Below are 22,348 nucleotides of genomic sequence, written 5' to 3'. Positions count from 1 at the left end.
CTTTAATCTTCGAATCTGCTGCTGTGCGGGGCAGTGGGGTATCACTCCATCCACGCGCCGAAGTTACCGACCAGTAGCAGTTCTGCAGGTCGGCCGACCCGCCTCCCCACGCCCGGATCGACCGACCTGGCGCACCCGTACAAAAAGATGGCCGATTTTTACAATCGGGACACCGCACTGCGCAGGCAACATGGAACGCACACCCCGACGACCGCCCCCGTGAACCGATCGCACGCGAATCCACGAGAAACAATTCCTCCGACAACAGGCCGAGAAAAACAGACCCTGCACCGATCGAAACCCAACTCATCGCGCACCCGTAGGTGGAATTTCAGACATTCACATTCCCGATAAAGCGCCGCACATCTGCCGAACGACACGAGCAGAGTGCGGCTTTTCCATGCCCTTTTCACGACAGCGACCACCGACTCCGATTCATCAATCATGTTGCATCACAGCTGATTCGGATGCCCAACCTTCCTCACTTCCCACGGGCAGTACCGGTGAGGTGATGGAAACGCAACCGATTCCGCGTTTAATGGATGCGACACAAGCGCTGTTTACATTTCTCTCCATGACACGCAATCGAATGATCTTCAATGCATTCCAGATGAATACCGTCTCGCACACCTATCACGGTCTGTGGCGCAATCCGAAAACCACCCAGGTGCACTTCGACACCCTCGATACGTGGGTCGACCTCGCCAAGACGCTCGAACGCGGCAAGTACGACGCCCTGTTCCTGGCGGACGTCGTCGGGATCGATCCCGCGTACGAGGGCAAGTGGAACGCGTACATCGAGGAGGGGCTGCACATGCCCTGCCACGACCCGGCTGCTCTCTGCGCTGCTCTCATCGGGGCGACCGACAACCTCGGACTGACGTTCACCAGCTCGATCCTCACCGAGCACCCCTTCAGCTTCGCTCGCAAGATGTCGACGATGGACCACCTGAGCAAGGGGCGAATCGGGTGGAACATCGTCACCAGCGCCACCCACTCGGCCGCGCAGAACTTCGGTTTCGACAAGATCGTCGAGCACGACGAGCGGTACCGCTGGGCCGACGAGTACATGAAGGTCGTCTACAAACTGTGGGAAGGATCGTGGGACGACGGCGCGGTGCTCGCCGATCGTGAAGCCGGGGTCTACGCCGATGCCGACAAGATTCACCGGATCTACCACCAGGGCGAACGCTACAAGGTCCTCGGCCCACACATGGCGTCCCCGTCCCCGCAGCGCACACCGGTCATGTATCAAGCCGGATCGTCGAAAGTGGGACGTGAGTTCGCATCTCGTCATGCCGAGGCCACGTTCGTCGTGTATCCGACGATCGAGGGAGCGCGCAAGGGCATCGCCGAGCAGCGCAAGGAAACAGTGGCTGCCGGCCGCAACGCCGGTGACCTCAAGTTCATCCAGGGCTTCTCGTTCGTCGTCGGGTCCACCGAGGAGGAGGCCTGGCGCAAGTCCGCCGAGATCGACGAGGACATCAGCTATCGAGGCCTGGCCGCACACATCGGCCGCGACATGGGCATCGACGTGTCCGGTCTGGACCCGGACATGCCGATCGAGCAGACCTCGATGTCGGGAGTGCAGGGCTACGCCCGCATGTTCGAGGACTCCAACAACGGACAGAAGGCCAAGGTCTCCGATCTCGTCGGGGCCCTGTCCTACGCCAGCCGCATGGTGGGCACCCCCGAGCAGATCGCCGATCAGCTCGAGCAGTGGCAGGACGCGGGCGTGGACGGCGTGAACCAGATCATCCAGTACTTCCCGCAGTCGGCGGAGGATTTCGTCGACCACGTGATCCCGGTGCTGCAGGAGCGTGGACTCGCGCAGAAGGAATACGGATCCGGCACGTTGCGCGAACGCATGTTCCCGGAGATCGGCCCTCAGCTCCCCGATCGGCATGCGGCCGCCAAGTACCGAGGTGCCTTCGTGCGCGACGCCGAAGTCAGTGGCACGGGCGGAACACACGTCGACTGGGTCACCGCAGGCGTCTGACACGCCACCGCACACTCTGCACGCATCGCTCTCCCAGGACGGGGGGATGGCCGCACTCGGCGGCCATCCCCCCGCTCGACCACCCCCAGCACTGAAGAACGGCGGTCACACATGACCCGGATGGCAACACCACCCTCACTCACGCTCGTCGACGTCTCCGACGACACGAGCCTGCTTCGCAAGACATTCGCACTGTTCCCGTCGGGCATCGTCATGTTGTCGGCCGTCATCGACGACGTGCCGGTCGGTCTCGTGGCGTCTTCCTTTCAGGTCGGGATCTCCGCCGACCCGCCCCTCGTGCTGTTCGCCGTGCAACACACGTCGACCACTTGGCCCACGCTGCGCAGCGCGCCGCGAATCGGGGTATCGGTGCTCAGTGGACTACACCGATCCTCGATCGGTCAGCTGTCCTCGAAGTCCGGAGACCGATTCGACGGGATCGACTCGTTCACCTCCGAGACCGAAGCGCACTTCATCGGCGGTGCCGCAGCGCACCTCGAGTGCAGCATTCACAGCGAGATTCGAGCCGGCGACCACGACGTCGTGGTGATGGAGGTGCACCGCATGGGCAGCGATCCGAGCACCGAGCCCCTCGTATGGCACGGATCCACCCTGCGGTCCCTGACCCCACCCGAACCCACTCACTGACCTCGACGCGAACGGACCCTTCATGCTCACCACGAATATGGTTGTCGCACTGTCTCTCACACCGACCGAACAGTCGGATCCTCGGTGGCTGACCGACCCACCGGTCGCCGAGACCGTTCACATCCGGGCGGACGATCTCGCCACGGCCCAGCTCGCACGAGCCCGCCTGCGTGCGGCGCACAACGACCGTGGGCACCGGACAGATGCGCCGTCGGTCGTTCTCGACGTCGCGGTTCACGTAGCGCACGACGCGAGAACAGCGCGCACGGAACTGGCCGACGCACGAGTCCACGCCCCCAGGACCGTCTGTTACATCGGCACACCGTCGGGTCTGGCCGGACTCATCGCCGACATCGCGGCAGCACACGTCGCAGACGGGGTGACGATCGTTCCCCTGCTCGACACTCATCGCGTCGAACTCGAACGCTGCCTCCTCGACGAGGTCCTGCCGATGCTGCACACCAGGGCAGCCCACTCCGAATCGACGTACCGCAGAACGGCCTGACGCGCGACGACCGCCACGGTCGAGGTTGTTACGCCGGGAAAATACAGCTGTCGATCAGGCGATCTATCGTCGGTTCCAGTGGAAACGCCGACACCACGGGAGGAGGGCCATCGTGCCGTACTGGTCCACGTCCGGGCTGAGTCCCCAGGAGCAGGTGAGCTACTGGGGCGACGTGGTGTGCGAGGCCTTCACTCCGTTGGCTCCCCATCGAGGCCGCTCGCAACGAGACCGCAGCTCCGTTCCCGACGGCGTCCCGGGTTGGGTCGACTCTCAGGAACTGGCGGTGGTCAACTGCGCCGAGATCTCCTCGGTCACCCAGGTCCTCAAACACGGTCAGCGCGAAGTCACGCGCGCGCCGCTCGACGCAGTGTTCGTCAATCTCCAGTTGGAAGGAACCTGCCTCGCGGAGCAAGACGAACGCCGCTCGCTGATCACGCCTGGTTCGATCACCGTTTTCGACACCACCCGCCCGTACCAGATGGAGTACCGCGAGACCGACAGCAGAGAGATGTGGAAAGTGCTCTCGTTCCGAATCCCGCGGGAGCTGTGGAATCCCGACGCGGTGACGGGCACCAGCATCGACACCACGACGGGTGCGGGTGCACTGGTGGGATCGATGATGTCGGTCCTGTGGAAGGAGAGCTCGACACTCGACCCCGGCGCGCTCGCGACACTCGATCGATCGTTCGTCGACGTGCTGACCGCGGTGGCCGGATCGACGACGACCACCCGCGATTCGGAGACACGCGACAACGCCACCCGAATGATGCTGCGCCACTACATCCGCACCGCCCTACCGTCCGGCCGCGTCAGCGCCGACGCCGCAGCGCGCGAGGCGATGATCTCGACCCGCACGATGCACCGCCTACTGAACGCGGCCGGCACCACCTTCTCCGAATGCGTGCGCCACGAACGCATGAACGGCGCGATACGAGACATCCTCACTGCCGATCCCGCGGTCACTCTGGGCGAGATCGCTGCCCGGTGGGGCTTCTACGACAGTTCGCATCTGACGCGTACATTCCGCCGTCAATTCGATTGCACGCCCATGGAGTACCGGGCGCGTCACCGCGACGGCGGGCATCGGACCCCTTCCTGACCACTGCCGGAGCATCCGTTTTGCCCGAATAGGAACAACGGGCCCCTCCCCGACCGTTGAACAGATCATGACGACCTACAAAACTGTCAATCCTGCCGACGGCACAACTGTCAAGGAATTCGAGACTCTCGACGCGGCCGGCGTCGAGCGCGCACTGACCGACGCACACGCCGGTTTCCAGACGTGGCGCAAGGCCTCACCGAAGCACCGTGCCGAAATCTTGCACAAGGTCGCCGACCTCTACACCGAGCGTTCCGACGAACTGGCCCGAACCATCTCGCTCGAAATGGGCAAGCCGCTCACCGAATCTCAGGGCGAGGTTGAGCTGTCGTCCAACATCTACCGCTACTACGCCGACAACGGCCCCGCACTGCTCGAGGACGAGACGCTCGACGTGCCCGGCGCGGAAGACACTGTGCTGCAGCGCAAGCCGGTGGGTGCCCTCGTCGGCGTCATGCCGTGGAACTTCCCCTACTACCAGGTGGCCCGCTTCGCCGGCCCGAACCTGATGGTGGGCAACACGATTCTGCTCAAGCACGCACCGAACTGCCCGCAGTCGGCTCTGCTGATGGAGGAGATTTTCCAGCAGGCCGGACTCCCCCAGGACGCGTACATCAACATCTTCGCGACCAACGATCAGATCGCCGACATGATCGCCGACCCACGCGTGCAGGGTGTCTCGCTCACCGGCAGTGAGCGGGCCGGCACCTCCGTCGCCGAAACCGCGGGACGCAACCTCAAGAAGGTCGTGCTCGAGCTCGGCGGCTCGGACGTGTTCATCATGCTCGACTCCGACGACATGGACGCCACGGTCGAATCCGCAACCCGGGCGCGGCTGTCCAACGCGGGCCAGGCCTGCAACGCCGCCAAGCGCATCCTCGTCGCCGAGGAGTTCTACGACGACTTCGTCACCAAGCTCACCGCTTCGTTCGAGGCAGTGCAGACCGGTGATCCGTTGGACGCGAACACCACCCTCGGCCCGCTGTCGTCGCAGACCGCCGCCGACACCCTGATCGAGCAGATCGACGACGCCGTCGCCAAGGGCGCAACACTGCTCACCGGTGGCAAGAAGATCGACGGGCCGGGCGCATTTGTGCAGCCGACGCTGCTCACCGACGTCACCCCGGACATGCGTGCGTACAGCGAAGAGCTGTTCGGACCGGCAGCGGTGATCTACAAGGTCGAAAGCCCGCAGCAGGCAATCGAACTGGCGAACTCCTCGGCATACGGACTGAGCGGCTCGGTGTGGAGCGCCGACCTGGACAAGGCTCGCGACGTGGCCGAGCAGCTCGAGGTCGGCATGGCTTTCGTCAACGAGCACGGCACCACCCTGCCCGGCCTGCCGTTCGGCGGCGTCAAGCGCTCCGGCGTCGGTCGCGAACTGGGACCGTGGGGCATGGACGAGTTCGTGAACAAGAAGCTCGTGCGCGTCTCCGCGAAGTAGACCGTCTCATCCAACAGCTCCCCGGGCACGGTGCCCGGGGAGCTGTTGTCGGCCGTGGGCATACTGTTCCGATGATCGTCGAACATGCCCTGCTGCACATCATCCCCCACCGAACCGACGAGTTCGAGGCGGCCTTCGCCGCCGCGACATCGATCATCTCCTCGATGCCGGGGTTCGTGAATCTGACGCTGTCGCGGGGCATCGAGCAGCCGCATGTCTATCTGCTGCTGGTGGAATGGGAACGACTCGAAGACCACACCGAGGGCTTCAGGAAGTCGGACGAGTACCAGGAGTGGAAGACGCTGCTGCATCACTTCTACGAGCCGTTTCCCGTCGTCGAGCATTTCGACCCGGTACTGCAGGCGTAGGCGATAAGTTCGAGTCTCGTCCCCATCGCCGTTTCGAGGAGATATTCGTGGCCAACGCTTCGTCGTTCGTATCCAAGCAGGACGACATCGAGATCAGCACCTACACCTGGGCCACGTCCGCCGATCCGGCTCGCGGCGTCGTACAGATCGCGCACGGACTCGCCGAACACGGCAGCCGCTACGCCCGATTCGCCTCAGCTCTGAACAGCGCCGGATTCCACGTCGTCGCGTCCGATCATCGCGGCCACGGAGAGTCGATCGTCGACACTCCGGGTGACTTCGGTGCCGCCGCCTTCGCCGGGTTGTGGGCCGACATCGAGCAACTCGGCGAATCGTTGCTGAACGAGTACCCGGACCTGCCACTGTTCCTGTTCGCTCACTCGATGGGTTCGTTTGCCGCGCAGCATGTTCTGATCGAGCGATCGGATCTGTACGAGGGTGTGGTGTTGTCGGGATCGACCACGCTGGACGTCCTCGCCGCCGGAATGGCCGACGCCCCCGCCGGTGACCTGAGTGTGTTCAACGCCGCCTTCGAGCACCGCACCGGATACGAATGGCTCACCCGCGACGAGGCCGAAGTGGACGCCTACGTCGCCGATCCTCTGTGCGGCTTCGATCTTCCGGAGTCGACGGTCCCCGCGTTGTTCGGTGAGGCCGACAAGCTGGCCGACCCGCACAACCTCGAGCAGATCCGCTCCGACCTACCGCTGCTCATCACCTCGGGAACCGACGACCCTCTTGCCGGCGGCGGACAGCTGATCGAGACCCTCGCTGCCCGGTACCGCGAGGCCGGGATGAGCGACGTCACCGTCACCCTCTACCCCGGGGCCCGCCACGAGATCCTCAACGAGACCAACAGGGACGAGGTCACCGCGAACATCATCGGCTGGCTCACCGACCGTGCCGGCTAGACCTACCGCTTCCGTAGCTGCACGGGCTGCCCGTCCTCCGGGAAGGGCAGCGACGTGAAGTTCAGCGGCGCAACGTAATCGGGGTCGACCGACCAGTCGAACCGCAGCAGCAGATGATGCATGATGGTCTTGATCTCCGCGCCTGCGAAGAACATGCCGATGCACTTGTGCACGCCTCCGCCGAACGGCTCCCACGCGTAGCGGTGCACTTTGTCCTCGCGACGGTCGTCGGCGAAGCGGCCGGGGTCGAACTTCTCGGGGTCGGGCCAGTACTGGTCCATGTGGTGCGTGAAGTGCGGAGCGACCGACGCATACGTCCCCGCGGGGACGAACTTTCCCTGCACCTCGGTGTCCTTGACGGCTCGGCGCGCGACCACCGGAGTGGGCGAGACCAGCCGTAGGCATTCCTTCATCACCAGGTCGACACTGTGCAGTTCGTCGAGTTGCGCGAGTGTCGGCGCAGCAGTGCCCAGCTCCTCGGACTCCGCGCGGCACTTGTCCTGCCACTGCGGATGTTGCCCGAGATACTGCATCATCGTCGACAGCGTGATCGTCGACGTGTCGTGGGCGGCCATCAGCAGGAAGATCATGTGGTCTATCACTTCGTCGTCGGAGAAACGCTCGCCGTCGTTCCCCTCGATGTGGCAGAGGACCGAGAACAAGTCGTCGGTCTCGGTGGCGCGCCGCGCCGGTAGGTAGCGCCGGAAGAACTGCTCGAGCATGGCGCGGCCGTCGAGACCCCGCTTCCACCGGGTTCCCGGAACTCGATACCGCACGATCGACGTCGCGGCCTGGACGCACGCCACGAAACTCGAGTTGAGCTCGGCAATCTCGGCTTCGGTGCTGCCCTCGGCCCCGCCCATGAAGATGCTCGTCGCCACCTCGAGCGTCAACGCCTTGAGCGCCGGGTAGACCTGGACGTCGCGCCCGCCCTGCCATGCGTCCAAACCGGTTGTGGTGACCGGGTTCAACGCCTCGACGGACTTGGTGAGTCGATCCCTCGTGAAGGCCTGCTGCATGATTCGTCGGTGCTTGAGATGCTCGTCGGAATCGAGCAGCATCAACCCGCCGTGAAAGAACGGGCCGATCAGCAGCGACCAGCCGTCACCGTTCGCGAACGCCTTGTCGGCGTTCTGCAACACCTCCTGGCATGCGTCCGGACCCAGAACGGTGATCCACTTCTGCCCGGCCATGGTCAGCCACGACACCTCGCCGTATTTCTCCCACCGACTCCCGAGCAGTTTCAGGGGGTCTCGGATGTACTCCAGGGTGTGGCCCACGACGGGCATACCGCCGTCGCCGAACACCGGTTGAAGTGCCGAACCTGCAGGTGGAGCAGCCAGAGCGCGTGCCATTGTCGACCTCCATCAATCTGACAGCGCGTCCTGTCAGATGGGATGTAGTCTGCGTCACACTTGCTCCCTCTGTCAAGATCTACCCATGGCTTCCACGACGCGCCGCTACAACGGCATGAGCGCCGACGATCGCACCGCCGACCGTCGCGCACGGTTGCTCGAAGCCGGACTCGAAGTGTTCTCGACGGCCGGTGCCTTGAACACGACCATGACCGCGATCTGCGCCGAGGCGAAGCTGACCGAGCGCTACTTCTACCAGAACTTCACCGGCAAAGAGGACTTGCTCGAGAAGGTGGTGGAGTCGGTATCCGACGAGATTCGGGCCGCTGCTCTGGACGCGCTGCACTCCCCCGCCCCGACCGTCGAGGAACAGGTGCGCAACGCCATCGCCGCGTTCGTCGGCGTGCTCACCGACGACCGACGCAAGGGCCGCGTCGCGATGATCGAGTCGCTCGCCGTCGACTCACTGCGAGACTACCGACGAAAGTCCATGCGCGCGTTCGCCCATCTGGTAGCCGAGCAATCGCGCGAGCTGTTCGGCGAACAAGCTTGGCCGCAACCACAATCCGAAATCAACGGACTGCTGTTCATCGGCGGACTCGCCGAACTGGTCATCGCGTGGTTGAACGGCGAGATCGACATCTCCCCCACGGAAATAGTCGACGCCGCCACCCGCCACTTCGTCGCGACCGCACACCGCTGAAGTGCGCCGAAGGCGCACTCTTACCGGTCGAAGTGCGCTTTGGAGATCTGACCGTGCACGCCGACCGTCTTGTCGACCACCTGCGACACGGTGAAGTTCGCGGCCGCCGAGAGGTACGCATAGGCCGTCGCCCGGTCCATGCCGAGGTCCGTCTCGAGGAAGTCGAGCGCGTTGACCACGGCGCGACGCATGGCAGCGTTCAGGTCCGAGCTCTGGCCGCCGACGGCACCGTCCGGGTCGGACAGGCCGATCGGAATCCACGAGTCCTCGTTCTCGGCAAAGGGATACGAGTACGCAACGGACGGGGCATCACCGCTGCCCGCCTTGCAGACGGTGAGGCGGAAGGTGCCACGCAGAGAACCTTCCATCGCGGTGAGCGCCACCTCCCCGTCGCCCATCGCCATGTGCGGATCGCCGACGTAGAACAACGCACCCTCCGCGAACACCGGCAGATAGAACGTCGATCCGACACCCAGCAACCCGACATCGATGTTGCCGCCGCCGAGCGTCGGCGGAATCGAATTCGCGTTGGGCGAGGTCAGACCCGGGTCGCTGGCGAACGCCACGCCCATCATGCCCATGAATGGACGCAGCGGAAAGCGCACGGCCGCATCGCCGTAACGCATCACTCCCTGCCCGTCCTCGACGGCAGTGAAGGTGGAGACGTTGCCGTACTGCGTCGGGTCACCCGACGGCCTGCCGTCGCTGCCGATCGGCGGCATCACCTCGTCCAGGCTGATACCTGCAGGTGCCTCACCGGACGCGGTCACCGCCAGGGAACCCTTGCCGTGCCGACTCGACACCACTCCGTACGGCACGCGGGGAATCGCCTCGAGCGTCTCGATCTTGAGCACGTCGCCGCGCTGCGCCCCTTCGACGAACACCGGGCCCGTCACCACGTGCGGTCCGTCGACGTCGAAGTTGCGGACCGTTCGGTCGTACCCGCCGGCGATGTCGATGGCGTCCTGCAGCACATCGGATTCCGATACGCCTTTCCTGCCGAAGAACTCGACGGGATCGCGGCCCTGGTCTTCGAGAATTCCTTCATGGCTGAGCGCGTCGATGGTCACCGTCTCGCCGGACTTCATCTGCAACACCGATTCGGACTCGACCGTCGGGACGTACCCCCACAGAACCTTGTCGACTTCGGAACTCAGGTAGTGATCGCCGGAGATGTCGCCTGCGCCGGGCTGAAGAATGCCGACCGGTGCCGGCGCCGACGAACTCGCGGCGGCGGTGCTGGACGACGACGACGTCGAACACGCTGCCGTTCCGGCGATCCCGACACCTGCGCCCAGCGCGGCGACCGCCTGGATGAATCCGCGACGTCCGATCCCCTTGGTGATCGTCTCCGCTGCCTGCTCCGCCATCGACCGCGCCATGATGCCTCCTGAATTGTCCGAATCTCGAACGTAGACCGGAGGTGTTTCTCGGCAGTTACGAACACGCGTCGCCCCAATTGCTCAGCTGGGGTCGCTGCCGCCGATCGCCGACCACCAGAGGGCGGTAGCTGCAGCCAGCAGACTGACTGCGACAAACTGAGCGAATCCGCCTCCGTCGACGACCAGCCACAGCAGACCGATGAACGGGCCGGCGACCGCGGCGGGCGCGTCGAGCATGATCCGACGGGGTAGAGAGGCGAATCGTGAACTGCGCGTGCGCAGATCGGAATCGTTGAGGCGCGGAGCATCCAGAGGTGCGCCGGGAGGCAACGACGTACGACGCCGACCCGACGGCACCGCGAGAATCCCAGGGTCGACGACGAACGCACGACGCCCGAGAATCGACTTGCTCATGCGGGCCTCGGCGTCGGGGACGATCGCCAGCAGCCCGGTGTGAAAGTAGACGGGGTACCAGGCCCGCCCGCCGTTCTCGTTCACCTCCAGGTATCCGCGAGAACGCATACGGTGTTGAAACCGCACTCGCCGCACAGTCGTTCGCGAGGCCGCCGTTCGGGCTGATTGCCCGGACAGGAGGGCGCACCCCACCGACCACCCTGTCCAGACCAGCACGATGAGGCCAACAAACACGCTCAGTGGAGCGATGACGATAACGGTCGATGCCGCGACAACCAGAGTGATTGCCGCGGCACCGACCGGATATCCGAGACCGTGAGCTATTTCAGGAACCCGACCTTCGAGTAGTCGAGATCGCCGAATCCTGGTGCACCGAAGTTGGCGAGATTGGACTTCGTCGCGTACGTCGACGGACGCTGGAACATCGTCAGGCTGTGGCCCTCGGCCCAGATCGCCTTGTCCGCTTCGTTGTAGTCGGCGATACGTGCATCATCGTCGAGTTCGGCTGCGGCCTTGTCGAGCAGTCCGTTGATCTCCTCGGAACCGACCTGGCCGTAGTTCTGCAACATACTCCCGGGCGTCAACCGGAAGATACCGTCACTGCTCGAGGAGTACGGCGTTCCCTCCCAGGTGAAGTGCGTGACATCGAACGCACCGACCAGAATGTACTTCTCGAAGAAGTCATCCGAGGGCACCGATTGGATGATGAGATTGGCACCGACGGCCTTAAGGTTCTGCTGGATGATCTGCGCTTCCTGCGTCGCATTCGGGGTATCGGCCGGAATGATGTCCTGCAGATCGAGCTGCTTACCGTCCTTGGATCGGAACTCCCCGTTCATCGTCCAACCGGCCGCGTCGAGTTCGGCCTTCGCCTTTTCGGGGTCGAAGGTGATATCGCCGTTGTTGGCCTGGTAGCCCTTCTGCCCGTCCACGTAGATGTGGTTGTTCAGGACAGTCGGGCTCGAGGTGATCTGACCGAGCTGTGACGTCGCCAGGTAGTCACGATCGATCGCCTTCATCAACGCCACGCGCACTGCCTTGTCCGAGGTGATGCGTCCCGGGGCTCCGTTGAAGTCGAAGTGACGGTACTGCGGGCCCAGGCTCTGCCGCAGGTCGACATTCGGGATACCGCGGGCAACCTTGAACGCGTCCGCGCTGCTGCCCAATTCGAAGTAGTCGATCTCGCCACTCTGCAACGCACCGATAGATGCCGTCGTATCCAGCGGCAGGTACGTGATGGTGTCGAGCACCGCGGGATTCTCGCCCCACCAGTCCGGGTTGCGCTCGGCCACAATGCGCTTGCCGCCGGGCTCGATCGTGCGGATGCGGAACGGGCCGGCAGTGGCAGGCATGGTCTCGACCGAACCGGTGTTGAACGCCTCGACACTGTTCACGGACTCCGCAGGCATCAGCGGCGAAAACAGGGAGCGCCAATCTGCGAACTTCTCGGCGAACGTCAAGGTCACCTGTTGGTCGTTCTCACCGCGCACAACGGATTCCACCTTGTCCCAGCCCGCGGTGCTGGACGCCTCGTAAGCCGGGTCCTTGCCGCTGTTCGCAGTCCATGTGGCCACGAGGTCGGTGTAGTCCAGCGACCTCCCGCTGCTCCACTTGGCCTTGGGGTTGATGTTGTAGGTGATCACCTGCTTGCCGTCGACCTCGGACTCGGTGATGTCGGTGAAGAAATCGGTCGCCGTCGTGAGGCTTGCGTCCGCAGCAGCCTTGAACGCCGTAGGCATCAACGCGGCGTAGTACCGCGCAGCGTCGACTGTGGTGCCGTCGATTTGGTAGTAGTTGTAGTTGGTCGGCACCTGCGAGAGCGGGAAATTCATGTTTCCGCCCTGCTGCAGATCGCTGATCGGATGCGGATTGATCTGCGCTCCGCTCTCGAAGGACGCAGGGGCATCGGGGTTGGGCCCGGTATCGCCGGAGCTGCAGCCCGCCACCAGTCCCACAGTGGTCACGGCCACCGCGATCGGGACCAGTGCCCGAAATAGCTTGGCTCTCATCAATTCACCTTTCTCAGTGTGCACTTAACCTGCAGGGTCAGATGGCGTCGGCCAGTGCTGCGGCCTCGGCGATTCGGGCTCGTTGAAGCACCGGATCGGGAATGGGAATGGCCTTCAACAGCGCCCGGGTATAGGGGTCCTCGGGTGCGTCGAAGATCTGCGCCGTCGGGCCCTTCTCCACGAACACTCCGTTACGCATCACGGCCACCTCGTCGGCGAGATGACGCACCACCGACAGATCGTGCGAGACGAAAAGATATGCCAGACCAAGCTCCGCTTGCAGATCCTGCAGCAGGTTCAGCACGCCCGCCTGAATCGACACGTCGAGTGCGGACACAGGCTCGTCGAGCACCAGGATCGACGGCTTCAGTGCCAAAGCCCGTGCAATACCGACTCGTTGACGCTGCCCGCCGGAGAATTGCGTGGGATACCGATCTGCGAGTTCAGGACGCATCCCGACGGTGTCCATCAGTTCCCGAACCCGGCGGGTGCGCTCGTCGACCGGGACACCGTTGATCTTCAGCGGCTCGGCGATGATCTCCCCCACCGGCATTCGCGGGTCGAGCGAGCCCATCGGGTCCTGGAACACGATTTGGATGTGAGCGCGGAGCTGTCGCTGCTCTGCACGGCTCAGGCTGTACGGCTCGACGCCGTTGATCCGGATCGAGCCTTGCTGCGGCTTCACGAATTCCATGATCTCGAGCAGTGTCGTGGACTTGCCGCAGCCCGATTCACCGACAATAGCCAGCGTGGACCCGGCGTGCACGTCGAAGCTGATCCCCTGCACCGCAGGCACTTCCCCGGCCCGACGCCGCAGAACGGATCCCTTGAACATCGGGTAGCTCTTGTGCAGATCGGTCACCGACAACACCGGAGCGTCCTTCGATACGGTCACCACCAGTTCCGCCGGAGCCTCCGACCGCGGGGCACCCTCGAACTCGGCCTCCACGGACTCGGCCGTCGCCGCTTCGATGCGGATGCATGCCGCACTGTGGTTCGCCTCGACCTCGACCAGTGGTGGTTCACCTGCGTCACAGGCGTCGATGTGCAACGGGCACCGAGGCCCGAAGGGGCACCCTGTCGGCAGGTTCACCAGTGCAGGCGGGGTGCCTTCGATCGGTACGAGCCGCTCCTGGGCCGGCCGGTCGGGGCGAGGAACCGATCCGAGCAAGCCGACGGTGTACGGCATCGACGGGTTCGCATACAGCTCGTCTACCGGCGCGGTCTCGACGGCGCGCCCTGCATACATCACCATCGCCCGATCAGCGACGCCGGCAACGACTCCCAGGTCATGGGTGATGAACACGACGCCGGCACCGGTGACGTCGCGGGCGGTACGGAGCAGATCGAGGATCTGTGCCTGAATCGTCACGTCGAGGGCTGTCGTGGGCTCGTCGGCGATGATGAGATCGGGGTCGTTCGCGATGGCCATCGCGATGACGACGCGCTGACGCATCCCACCGGAGAACTCGTGCGGGTAGGACTTCGCCCGTGTCCTCGGATCTGCGATGCCGACCAGATCGAGCAGTTCCAGGGTGCGCTCGTGGACCTTGGCCTTGCTCAGTGACGGATTGTGTACGGAGATCGCCTCGGCGATCTGATCGCCGATGCGGTAGATGGGTGTCAGTGCCGTCAACGGATCCTGGGAGATCATCGCCACCGAACGCCCACGTTCACGCGACATCTCACGGTCGGACAGGCCGAGCAGTTGACGGCCGTTCAGTTCGATGGATCCGGTGACCCGCGCGGTCTGCGGAAGAAGCCCCATGACTGCCAGGGACGACACCGACTTTCCCGAGCCGGATTCACCGACGATGGCCATCACTTCGCCCTTACCCACCTGGTAGTCCAGACCTCGGACCGCGGTGACGCGCCCCTCCTCACTCGGGAAGCTGACCTCGAGTCCGCTGACCTTCAACACCGGCACAATCTCAGCCACGTGCCTGTCCCCTCGTCGAGTTCGGATCGAATGCGTCGCGAAGACCGTCGCCGACGAAGTTGGTGGCCAACACGATCAATACCAATGCGCCACAGCAGAACGCGAACAGCCACGGATACGTCAACGCGGACGAGGTACCGTCCGCGATCAGCGTGCCGAGCGAGACGTCGGGTCGCTGGACACCGAAGCCGAAGTAGCTCAGGGACGCCTCCCCGATGATGGCAATACCCACGTTGAGCGTGACGTCGACGATGAGAATCGAGGCCATCGACGGCAGCACATGCTTGCCGATCACACTCGCCGGGGTCGCGCCCATGTACTTTGCGGCGCGGATGAATTCACGCTCACGCAACGACCGCGTCATCGCTCTGATGATCCGTGAGGTGATCATCCACGCGAACGCCGCGAGCAGCAGCACCAGGATGAAGAAGCTCTTGTCGCGAAACAACGGTGAGCAGATGGCGATGACCAGAAAGCTCGGCACCACCAGCAGCACATCGGCCACCCACATCAGGGCCCGATCGGTCCAGCCACCGAAGTAGCCCGCCACCGCCCCGACCACTCCGGCGAGCACCGTGGAGATCAGCGCGACGAGCATCCCGATGATGAGGGACTTCTGCAAGCCGCGCAGCGTCTGCGCCAAGACGTCCTGGCCGATCTGGTTGGTGCCGAACCAATGCCGCGTGGTCGGCGGAGAGTTCAACGCATACGCGTCGAGTTCCTCGTAGGTGAAAGGAATGAAGTGCGGGAGAACGAACGCGCCTACGAACATCGTCACCAGCACCACGATGCCTACCAACGCAGGCCTGTTCCGCAGAAATCGACGAAACACCAACCGTCGCCTGGTGATCGGAGCCATCGTCTCGCCCGGACCGTCCACGGCGGTGATCTCGGGAACCACAGGTGTTGCCATCGCCGATCCTTTCCTCGATCGAAGTGGTGGGTCAGTCCGCGTAGCGAACGCGCGGATCCAGTGCGGCAGTGAAGATGTCGGTCAACATTCCGGAGACCAGCACCGAGAGCGCGGTGAAGAGCGACACCGCGAGCGTGATGTTGATGTCCTGGCTGGTGATGCCGTAGATCAGCCAGTCCCCCATGCCGTACCACCCGAACACGCGCTCGGTGAACGTCGCACCGGTGATCACCGCACCCATACCGAACGCGAAGAGCGTCGCCATCGGGATCAACGCGGTTCGGAAGCCGTGCTTGAAGATCGCGCGACCGCGAGTGAGCCCCTTGCCACGGGCCGTGCGGATGTAGTCCATGTTCAACTCGTCGAGCATGGAACTGCGCATGTAGCGGCTGTAGCCACCGATGGTGAACAACATCAGCACGACGGTGGGTAGCAGCAGATGCTGTGCACGGTCGACGATTTCGTTCATCAAACCTGGCGCGAGCGTTGTCGACGTCTCGCCGGTGTACTGGAAGAACTGACTGCCCGTGCTCTGATTGACCTGCACCGCCAAGTATTTGAGCACCGGGGCAAGCACCAGGATCGGCGTACTGATGAGGATGAACGTCACGACCGTGGCGACATGATCGAAGATCTTGTACTGCCGAACCGCTCCGTACGCACCGATCAACGTACCGAGTACAGCGCCGAGGACGGTGCCGAGCACCACCAACCGCAGCGATACGAGGATACGTCGCCACAGTTCGTCGTTGACCGAGCCTGCAGCGACCGTTTGTCCGAAGTCACCGTGCAACACCGCCCACAGCCACTTCAGGTAGCGCAACACCGGATTGTCGTCGAGGTGCAGCGCCGCGCGCTTTGCTGCAAGCACCGCGTCCGATGGGGGCGGGTTGCGGCTGAGGAGATTCGACAGCGGATCGAACGTGAGCGAGGCCAGGAGGTAGGTGAGGAACGTCGCGATGAGCAGCAAGACGACGTAGTTCAGCAACCTCCGCGCAAGATAACCGCCCACGCGCAACCACCTTCCATCGAGCACCACGGCGGTGCCCACTGGCACTGCTCTCGGCATTGTTCACACCGCGTGTTTCACGCTTGTTTCGTTAGCGGTGGAAACAGACATTCCACAAGATAGCACCAGAAATTCCACACTCGTTCATGGAAGAGAAAATAGTTTCGGCGGAACGGACAAAGCGGAAATAGCGGCGTCAGAACACGTTTGGAGACATTCACCGGTACAGGGAAGGGAACTCCGACAATGCGGACAAGGCGCGGAATAGGTGCTTCCCACTCACGTCGGTAGATTCACAACCATGCCGACAGCTTCCACACCCGACGGATTCGCCTTCGAACGATTCGACGTCACCGACGCCGGATCCATCGCCACGGTCTTTGCGGCCAAGGAACACCGAGCCGGGCTCTACGTTCTGCACTTCACCGACGGCTCGGCCTACGTGGGCTACGCAGATTCGGTCGCCGCGCGTTTCACGGCGGACCTCGACGCGTGGACCGACATCGAGGCACTCGACTTCGCGGCCGGAACCGCAGACCAGCTCGAGCAGTTGCAGGAACTCGTGTCGCGCCTGACCCACCTCCGCGAGCGCCCCTCGGTGCCCGGTGCGATCGGCGAGGCCCCGAGCGCGAAATCCGCACTGCCGAAGGAAAGAGCCAAGCGGGCGACACTGCTCGACACGGCAGTCGGCAAGGCGCGCAAGCAGTTCTGGGAACTCTCCGACCACATCGCCTACCCGGCCATCCGCAGCATCGTGGCCGACTACATCAACTCCTCGATACCCGACCCGGCGAACACCGCGAAGTACCTGTGGCAGATCGCTGCCCTCTCCGACAATCCCGCCGACACCGGGCCTCGACGCTTGGTGACGCTGACGTGCGGCGGCTTCGAGACGCTCCGCGTCGACGAGATCGTGCACGACGACGACACGATAGAACTCGACCTCCGGATCAACACCAACGTTCCGCGCGACCGCACCGACGAGCAACTCGAGGTCTCCAACGAGACGGTCAGCGCCGGGCGCGGACCCTACCGGGACGAACGTGTGTGGTCGTGGTCGATCGACCTCGGCGCGCTGCTGGAAGAGGACGTGGACGTCGACCTCGGCATCGACGACGACACGTTCGACGACCTCGCCTACGGCCTCAACGCCAGATTGATGCGATCCGGAAACTCAACGGGCGCAGCGTCACACAACCACGACCTCGCGGCCGACCTGCTCGCCGAGGCATACCGGCAGCTCTTCGAGACCGAGTGACCGATCGGCTGTGGTACGTCTCGTACGGGTCCAACCTGTTGCGCGAGAGGTTCCATACCTACCTGACCGGGTCGGACGAGCGTTCCGAATTCGGTGCGCACCCGCCGGCACCCACCGCGTCGCCACCCGCCGAACAACGATGGCTGCGGATCGATCATGCGCTGTATTTCGCGGGAGTCTCCCGGCGCTGGACCGGAGCATCCGCATTCGTCTCGACGACGGTCGATCCTGCGAATCATTCTGTAGGGCGCGGATATCTGATCGAGCGAGCTCAGTTCGCTCATCTGGCCGCGGTCGAGAACGTCGTCGCAGCCGTCGATATCGGGGCGACAGAGACACTCGCCATCGGACAGTGGTCGCAGCTGGCAGTGGATCGCGAGGGCGAGAGCTTCCGCGGGAAATACGATGCACTGCTACGGCTTCCGGATATCGACGGAAGACCCGCCTTCACACTGACCAGTTCGACCGTGCGCGAGCCCGGCGAACCGTCGAGCAGGTATCTTTCGACCATTCGCCGCGGACTGCTCGGCGCAGACCTCGATCTGGACGTCGATACCTACCTCGACGCGGCCATCGAACGATCGGCGCAGATCACTTCAGCGCATCGAGGTTCGTCTTCAACAGCAGCACGTTGTAGTCCGACCACCGCGAAGCAGTGAAGTACAAGTCTTTCCCGCTCGACATCGGGTGAATGAACGGTGCGTAGATGCCACCGGCCGTCTGATTGGCGTCGAGGATGGTCCTCGGAGCACTCCACGGACCCTCCGGATTGTCTGCAGTACGAGCGACCAGAGTGCGAGAGTTCTCGTCCCCGTACATCATCACGTACCGGCCGAGGTAGTCGTTCCACGCAACCGACATCTCACTGACCGGGCCCTTGACGATGGCAACTGTGTCACCGACGTTCGTCGACCACTGCTTCGTCGGATCCGGATCCTGCGTCGAGTACTCGTACGCATCGAGATTCTCGATGTCGTTCGGTGCCACTCGCGAGACGAAGGCGTCGCCGAATCGTCCGTTCGGAGTACCGAACTGGTACAGGTACTTGCCATCGCGACCCAGCACGTAGGCACTCTGCTGGAACTTGCCCTGGCTTTCGTGGACGTTGGTGAAGCCCGGGATGGTCACACCCTTGTTGACGCGAATCGTCTTGGGATCCGTCGACCAATTCTGGCCGTTGTCAGTGGATTTGGCCGTCGCAGAGTAGTTCGTGATCCAGCGACCGGGTGTGCCCCAGCTCTGTACCGACATGTAGTTGATGTACTGGGTGTTGCCGATCGCGATGGCCGCCGTCGGGATCGTCGTGTCCTCGACGCTCGGTAGCTTTGCGCTCGAGATGATCTCGGCTGCATAATTCGGACTGCCGGCACGCACGACGGCACCGGAAGTGTTGTCCGCAGGATCGGCCGGCCCGATCTTGATGCCCTGCGCCAAGTTCGTCGACGCCTTGTCCGACCGGAAGAGCGCGTTGCTGCGCCACTGCGCATTGCCGGAGGAGCAGTCGCCGAACGTGTCACCGAACGCCATCAGGATCTGGCCGGCACCGTTGTCCCAACTGATCCCGAGGTCGGTGCCGGACATCGCGAGGTCGTTGTAGGTGTTGTTCACGCTCTGCGGACCGGTGACCCAGGCGATGCTCTGCGTGTTGCCGGTGATCCGAGGAAGCGGCCCCTGAGGGCCCTGCGGGTTCTTGCCCGACATGCCCGCGCTGCCCGACGACCCGAACAGCGGAGACGAGCCCGGCCCGCCGAGCCCACCGCACGGCTCGGCCGACACGGTGGGCGCGGTCAGAGCGCTGAGTCCGCTCACTGCCAGTGCCAGGACAGCCCCGACAGCGATCTGCCGACTACGTACACGCATGGACGAACCCACCGTTTCCCGTGTGACCCACGATACTGATGTGACTGATGGGACGAGTGTTACGCAAATCTACTGATCACGCAACAAATCGGACGTGTCGGTACTTGACAAAACGCCTACGGCGAGAATGACACTCGTGTGATTAGTCGGCGATCATGCGCGCGTGAGTCGTATCCAGCGCGAGCAGCGCAGCGCCCTGCACAACGACGGCAGTGCCGTGGCCCAGCGCCTGGTCAGCAGTGATCCGGCCGCCGAACCGAGGCTTCCTCACCGCGATGTGCGCACCGGTCGCGATGTAGAGGACGTCGAGACCGGCATTGATCCACAGCAGCCGGCTCAGACTCGCAGCCGTCGGGGGCTTCGAGCTCAGCGCGCCCGCACCCGCGATCGCCAGATCGATCGCACCCCACCCTGCCGTCTGCAACCCGAACGCCCGCCGGGCAGGCGACGATCCCCGCAACGCGAACATCGTTCCGGCGAGCACACTTCCACCGCCCCACACCGCGAGAAGACGGCCGAGCCGCTGGGCAACGATGGGCGCTTCGAGTGCTGTCATGGACTCCAGTGTGCCGCGTTCGAGGGAGGAGCCGGTTCGTAACGCGCGGTCGGTTGCAGCCGATTCCATGAGCACTGAGCATTCGCGCTCGAAACGAACGGAGCCACCATGCTGAAGAAGGTCCTCGCCGGAGTCGCGCTGGCGATCGGCGGCGCAGTGCTCGTCGCGCCGACAGCGTCCGCAGCACCCGACGACAACCCGTTCGGACCCATGGACTCGACCGCGAACTTCGTGAGCGCCTTCGACCCTGCGGCATACGGCGCAGCGGGCACGAAGTCGTTGATCGTCAGCCCGTTCGGCACGAGCCGACAGATCGACTGCTCGTCGTTCCACGGCCAGAGCTGGTGCACCCAGAACGGGCAAGCCCTGACTCAGATCCGAATCCCGGCCGGATCGTCGGAATGGGACTACCGGACGCTCTACGTCTACAACCCGTTCTGATGATCGCCGGCCGCGTCCTGTGCGGATTGGCTCTCATCGCTCTTACCGGCTGCGCCGCAACGGGACCCGAGCCGACCGTCGAGGCGGCGGTGAACGTTGCGCCGTTGTCGTTTCCACCCCCGCCTCCCTCCGTCGCGCCCACCGACATCCCGACCCCGGACGAAGCGACCGCCATCTTCCGTTCCGTTTTCGACTGGACCGCCGAACGGGGCGACCGTGCCGATGCGCTCGAGGGATCAGCGGAGGAAAACACCGCGGTCTTCGACAGCGGTGGGATCGTGCCGGAGATCGTTTTCGACCACGTTTCTACCGTTGCGCCCGACAGAGTCGAGGCGACAGGAACATCACAGGGGCAACCGACGACGATCGACTTCGTTGTGTCGGATGGCCGCTGGAAGCTCGAACGATCGACGGCATGCGCTGTCACCGGGGCCTGCTGATCACCAACCGAACGGGTCCGAGTCGGATCCGGGCAGCCAACTGCTGCCGGGCCCGGTCCATCCTCGGGCCTTGATCATCTTCTTCGCGGCCCGCTGATTGCGGCCGATCAGGCGATCGAGGTACAGGTGACCGGCCAGATGGTCGGATTCGTGCTGCAGACACCGAGCCAGGTAACCGTGGCCCTCGACCGACACAGGAGTGTTCTCCACATCGACACCGGTCACGCGGGCCCACTCCGCGCGGCCGGTCGGGTACCGCTCCCCAGGAACCGACAGACACCCCTCACCGTCGTCGGGGTCAGGCATCGTCTCCGGGATCGCCGACGTCTCGAGCACTGGATTGACCACGTGCCCGCGATGGCGGACTCCGCCGTCCTTCAGGTCGTAAACGAACACCGCACGCGGGTCGCCGACCTGATTGGCGGCGAGACCGGCACCATGCGCCGCAGTGTTGGTCTCGAACAGGTCCTCCACGAACGCGGCCAACTCCGCGTCGAACACGGTGACGGGTTCGGCGACCGTCGTCAGCCTCGGGTCACCGGCAATGAGAATGGGTCGAATCGCCATGCGACGAGGTTACTGTCGAAGCATGGCTCACTCCCGTCGCTCCCCCACGGCTCACCCCGCGGACAAGGTCTGTGCATCGTGCGGGCGGCGAATCGAATGGCGCAAGAAGTGGGAGAAGAACTGGGATGACATCAAGTACTGCAGCGACGCATGCCGGCGGCACAAGGTGAGCACCACCGACAAGGAACTCGAAGACAAGATCCGTTCTCTGCTCGACGCCCGATCCCGCGACTCCACGATCTGCCCTTCCGACGTCGCACGCGCCCTGTCCGACGACGGTTGGCGGGAGTTGATGGAACCGGTTCGCCGCGCGGCTCGACGCATGGTCGACGCGGGAGAAGTCGAGATCACCCAGAAGGGATCCGTCGTCGATCCGTCGACCGCGAAGGGCCCGATCCGCATTCGTTGGAAGCGTTGACCGGCGTCGCGGAAACGTGTCGGTGGGTGGGTATAGCTTTCGTGGGGTGAAGACATGGGGGGATGTGTTCGGGCTCGGGGACCAGGAATTGGTCTCCGAGCTGGCCGACG

General features: G+C 63.9%; 23 protein-coding genes and 1 pseudogene. 14 read left to right on the top strand and 10 right to left on the bottom strand.

From position 1 onward, the window contains the following. Nucleotides 1-574 precede the first annotated feature (574 nt). The 7 genes from CH302_RS19975 to CH302_RS19945 all read left to right on the top strand — a co-directional run bounded on the left by CH302_RS19975 (nucleotide 575) and on the right by CH302_RS19945 (nucleotide 6,974). The gene (locus tag CH302_RS19975; RefSeq protein ID WP_052047713.1) at nucleotides 575-1,999 is read left to right on the top strand and encodes an NtaA/DmoA family FMN-dependent monooxygenase; all 1,425 of its coding nucleotides are present in this window, start codon (nucleotides 575-577) and stop codon (nucleotides 1,997-1,999) included. A gap of 120 nt (nucleotides 2,000-2,119) precedes the next feature. Further along, nucleotides 2,120-2,647 carry a flavin reductase family protein gene (locus CH302_RS19970; protein WP_037191099.1) on the top strand — a complete coding sequence of 176 codons (528 nt, stop codon included), beginning with the start codon at nucleotides 2,120-2,122 and terminating at the stop codon, nucleotides 2,645-2,647. Between the two features lie 22 nt (nucleotides 2,648-2,669). Further along, a complete protein-coding gene (locus tag CH302_RS19965; protein WP_052047675.1) occupies nucleotides 2,670-3,152 on the top strand; it encodes a hypothetical protein in 483 nt (160 codons plus the stop codon). 112 nt (nucleotides 3,153-3,264) lie between these two features. After that, nucleotides 3,265-4,251 (top strand): helix-turn-helix domain-containing protein, encoded by a 987-nt coding sequence (locus tag CH302_RS19960; protein ID WP_230596274.1) that lies wholly within the window; start codon nucleotides 3,265-3,267, stop codon nucleotides 4,249-4,251. 67 nt (nucleotides 4,252-4,318) lie between these two features. Then, on the top strand, nucleotides 4,319-5,695 hold the full coding sequence (locus CH302_RS19955; protein WP_037190791.1) for an NAD-dependent succinate-semialdehyde dehydrogenase: 1,377 nt from the start codon (nucleotides 4,319-4,321) through the stop codon (nucleotides 5,693-5,695). Nucleotides 5,696-5,766: 71 nt separating this feature from the next. Then, nucleotides 5,767-6,063 carry an antibiotic biosynthesis monooxygenase family protein gene (locus tag CH302_RS19950; RefSeq protein WP_037190788.1) on the top strand — a complete coding sequence of 99 codons (297 nt, stop codon included), beginning with the start codon at nucleotides 5,767-5,769 and terminating at the stop codon, nucleotides 6,061-6,063. 47 nt (nucleotides 6,064-6,110) lie between these two features. Continuing rightward, nucleotides 6,111-6,974 carry an alpha/beta fold hydrolase gene (locus tag CH302_RS19945; RefSeq protein ID WP_052047674.1) on the top strand — a complete coding sequence of 288 codons (864 nt, stop codon included), beginning with the start codon at nucleotides 6,111-6,113 and terminating at the stop codon, nucleotides 6,972-6,974. A 2-nt stretch (nucleotides 6,975-6,976) separates the two neighbouring features. On the opposite strand, the gene CH302_RS19940 is transcribed toward CH302_RS19945, so the two are convergent. Beyond that, nucleotides 6,977-8,329, bottom strand: a complete 1,353-nt coding sequence (locus CH302_RS19940; RefSeq protein WP_037190785.1) for a cytochrome P450 — start codon at nucleotides 8,327-8,329, stop codon at nucleotides 6,977-6,979. Nucleotides 8,330-8,414: 85 nt separating this feature from the next. Here CH302_RS19940 and CH302_RS19935 point away from each other — a divergent pair, with 85 nt between their 5' ends. Further along, nucleotides 8,415-9,032 carry a TetR/AcrR family transcriptional regulator gene (locus CH302_RS19935; protein WP_037190783.1) on the top strand — a complete coding sequence of 206 codons (618 nt, stop codon included), beginning with the start codon at nucleotides 8,415-8,417 and terminating at the stop codon, nucleotides 9,030-9,032. A 20-nt stretch (nucleotides 9,033-9,052) separates the two neighbouring features. On the opposite strand, the gene CH302_RS19930 is transcribed toward CH302_RS19935, so the two are convergent. From CH302_RS19930 to CH302_RS19905, 6 genes are all read right to left on the bottom strand, one after another. Beyond that, nucleotides 9,053-10,414, bottom strand: coding sequence for an acetamidase/formamidase family protein (locus tag CH302_RS19930; protein ID WP_037190780.1), 1,362 nt, complete (start codon nucleotides 10,412-10,414; stop codon nucleotides 9,053-9,055). An 81-nt stretch (nucleotides 10,415-10,495) separates the two neighbouring features. Beyond that, a complete protein-coding gene (locus CH302_RS19925) occupies nucleotides 10,496-10,936 on the bottom strand; it encodes a hypothetical protein (RefSeq protein WP_052047673.1) in 441 nt (146 codons plus the stop codon). Between the two features lie 212 nt (nucleotides 10,937-11,148). Next, nucleotides 11,149-12,837, bottom strand: a complete 1,689-nt coding sequence (locus tag CH302_RS19920) for an ABC transporter family substrate-binding protein (protein WP_037191090.1) — start codon at nucleotides 12,835-12,837, stop codon at nucleotides 11,149-11,151. A 37-nt stretch (nucleotides 12,838-12,874) separates the two neighbouring features. Next, nucleotides 12,875-14,776: an ABC transporter ATP-binding protein gene (locus CH302_RS19915; RefSeq protein WP_037190776.1), complete on the bottom strand. Its 1,902-nt coding sequence runs from the start codon at nucleotides 14,774-14,776 to the stop codon at nucleotides 12,875-12,877. Then, nucleotides 14,769-15,689, bottom strand: a complete 921-nt coding sequence (locus CH302_RS19910) for an ABC transporter permease (RefSeq protein WP_082323666.1) — start codon at nucleotides 15,687-15,689, stop codon at nucleotides 14,769-14,771. Before CH302_RS19910 ends, CH302_RS19915 begins: the two co-directional genes overlap by 8 nt. 31 nt (nucleotides 15,690-15,720) lie before the next feature. Further along, nucleotides 15,721-16,701, bottom strand: coding sequence for an ABC transporter permease (locus CH302_RS19905; RefSeq protein WP_037190774.1), 981 nt, complete (start codon nucleotides 16,699-16,701; stop codon nucleotides 15,721-15,723). 298 nt (nucleotides 16,702-16,999) lie between these two features. Between CH302_RS19905 and CH302_RS30665 the strand changes: the two genes are divergently transcribed. Together CH302_RS30665 and CH302_RS19895 are read left to right on the top strand one after the other, a co-directional pair. Then, on the top strand, nucleotides 17,000-17,956 hold the full coding sequence (locus tag CH302_RS30665; protein WP_230596273.1) for a hypothetical protein: 957 nt from the start codon (nucleotides 17,000-17,002) through the stop codon (nucleotides 17,954-17,956). Beyond that, complete coding sequence (locus CH302_RS19895) at nucleotides 17,953-18,615, top strand: hypothetical protein (RefSeq protein ID WP_037190772.1); 663 nt, start codon at nucleotides 17,953-17,955, stop codon at nucleotides 18,613-18,615. Before CH302_RS30665 ends, CH302_RS19895 begins: the two co-directional genes overlap by 4 nt. On the opposite strand, the gene CH302_RS19890 is transcribed toward CH302_RS19895, so the two are convergent. Beyond that, nucleotides 18,548-19,816 carry a DUF4185 domain-containing protein gene (locus tag CH302_RS19890; RefSeq protein WP_037190770.1) on the bottom strand — a complete coding sequence of 423 codons (1,269 nt, stop codon included), beginning with the start codon at nucleotides 19,814-19,816 and terminating at the stop codon, nucleotides 18,548-18,550. The two genes, CH302_RS19895 and CH302_RS19890, sit on opposite strands and share 68 nt — an antisense overlap. 142 nt (nucleotides 19,817-19,958) lie before the next feature. Next, on the bottom strand, nucleotides 19,959-20,372 hold the full coding sequence (locus tag CH302_RS19885; RefSeq protein WP_052047710.1) for a DUF6992 family protein: 414 nt from the start codon (nucleotides 20,370-20,372) through the stop codon (nucleotides 19,959-19,961). A 108-nt stretch (nucleotides 20,373-20,480) separates the two neighbouring features. Between CH302_RS19885 and CH302_RS19880 the strand changes: the two genes are divergently transcribed. Beyond that, the gene (locus CH302_RS19880) at nucleotides 20,481-20,813 is read left to right on the top strand and encodes a hypothetical protein (RefSeq protein ID WP_037190768.1); all 333 of its coding nucleotides are present in this window, start codon (nucleotides 20,481-20,483) and stop codon (nucleotides 20,811-20,813) included. Next, complete coding sequence (locus CH302_RS19875) at nucleotides 20,813-21,253, top strand: hypothetical protein (protein ID WP_037190765.1); 441 nt, start codon at nucleotides 20,813-20,815, stop codon at nucleotides 21,251-21,253. Before CH302_RS19880 ends, CH302_RS19875 begins: the two co-directional genes overlap by 1 nt. Here CH302_RS19875 and CH302_RS19870 read toward each other — a convergent pair whose 3' ends face one another. Continuing rightward, a complete protein-coding gene (locus CH302_RS19870; RefSeq protein WP_037190763.1) occupies nucleotides 21,254-21,820 on the bottom strand; it encodes a peptide deformylase in 567 nt (188 codons plus the stop codon). Between CH302_RS19870 and CH302_RS30660 the strand changes: the two are divergent. Continuing rightward, nucleotides 21,798-21,971: pseudogene (locus CH302_RS30660) on the top strand (DUF2256 domain-containing protein); the annotation flags it as partial. The gene CH302_RS19870 and the pseudogene CH302_RS30660 sit on opposite strands and share 23 nt — an antisense overlap. Before the next feature lie 15 nt (nucleotides 21,972-21,986). Beyond that, on the top strand, nucleotides 21,987-22,238 hold the full coding sequence (locus tag CH302_RS30655; protein WP_230596286.1) for a DUF3253 domain-containing protein: 252 nt from the start codon (nucleotides 21,987-21,989) through the stop codon (nucleotides 22,236-22,238). Nucleotides 22,239-22,348 lie beyond the last annotated feature (110 nt).

Origin of the sequence: Rhodococcus sp. 15-2388-1-1a (genome assembly GCF_002259145.1) — a bacterium.
In the GTDB taxonomy this organism is placed as follows: domain Bacteria; phylum Actinomycetota; class Actinomycetes; order Mycobacteriales; family Mycobacteriaceae; genus Rhodococcoides.
Note: the sequence above shows the minus strand (reverse complement) of the source record. Positions and strands in the feature narration are given on the sequence as shown.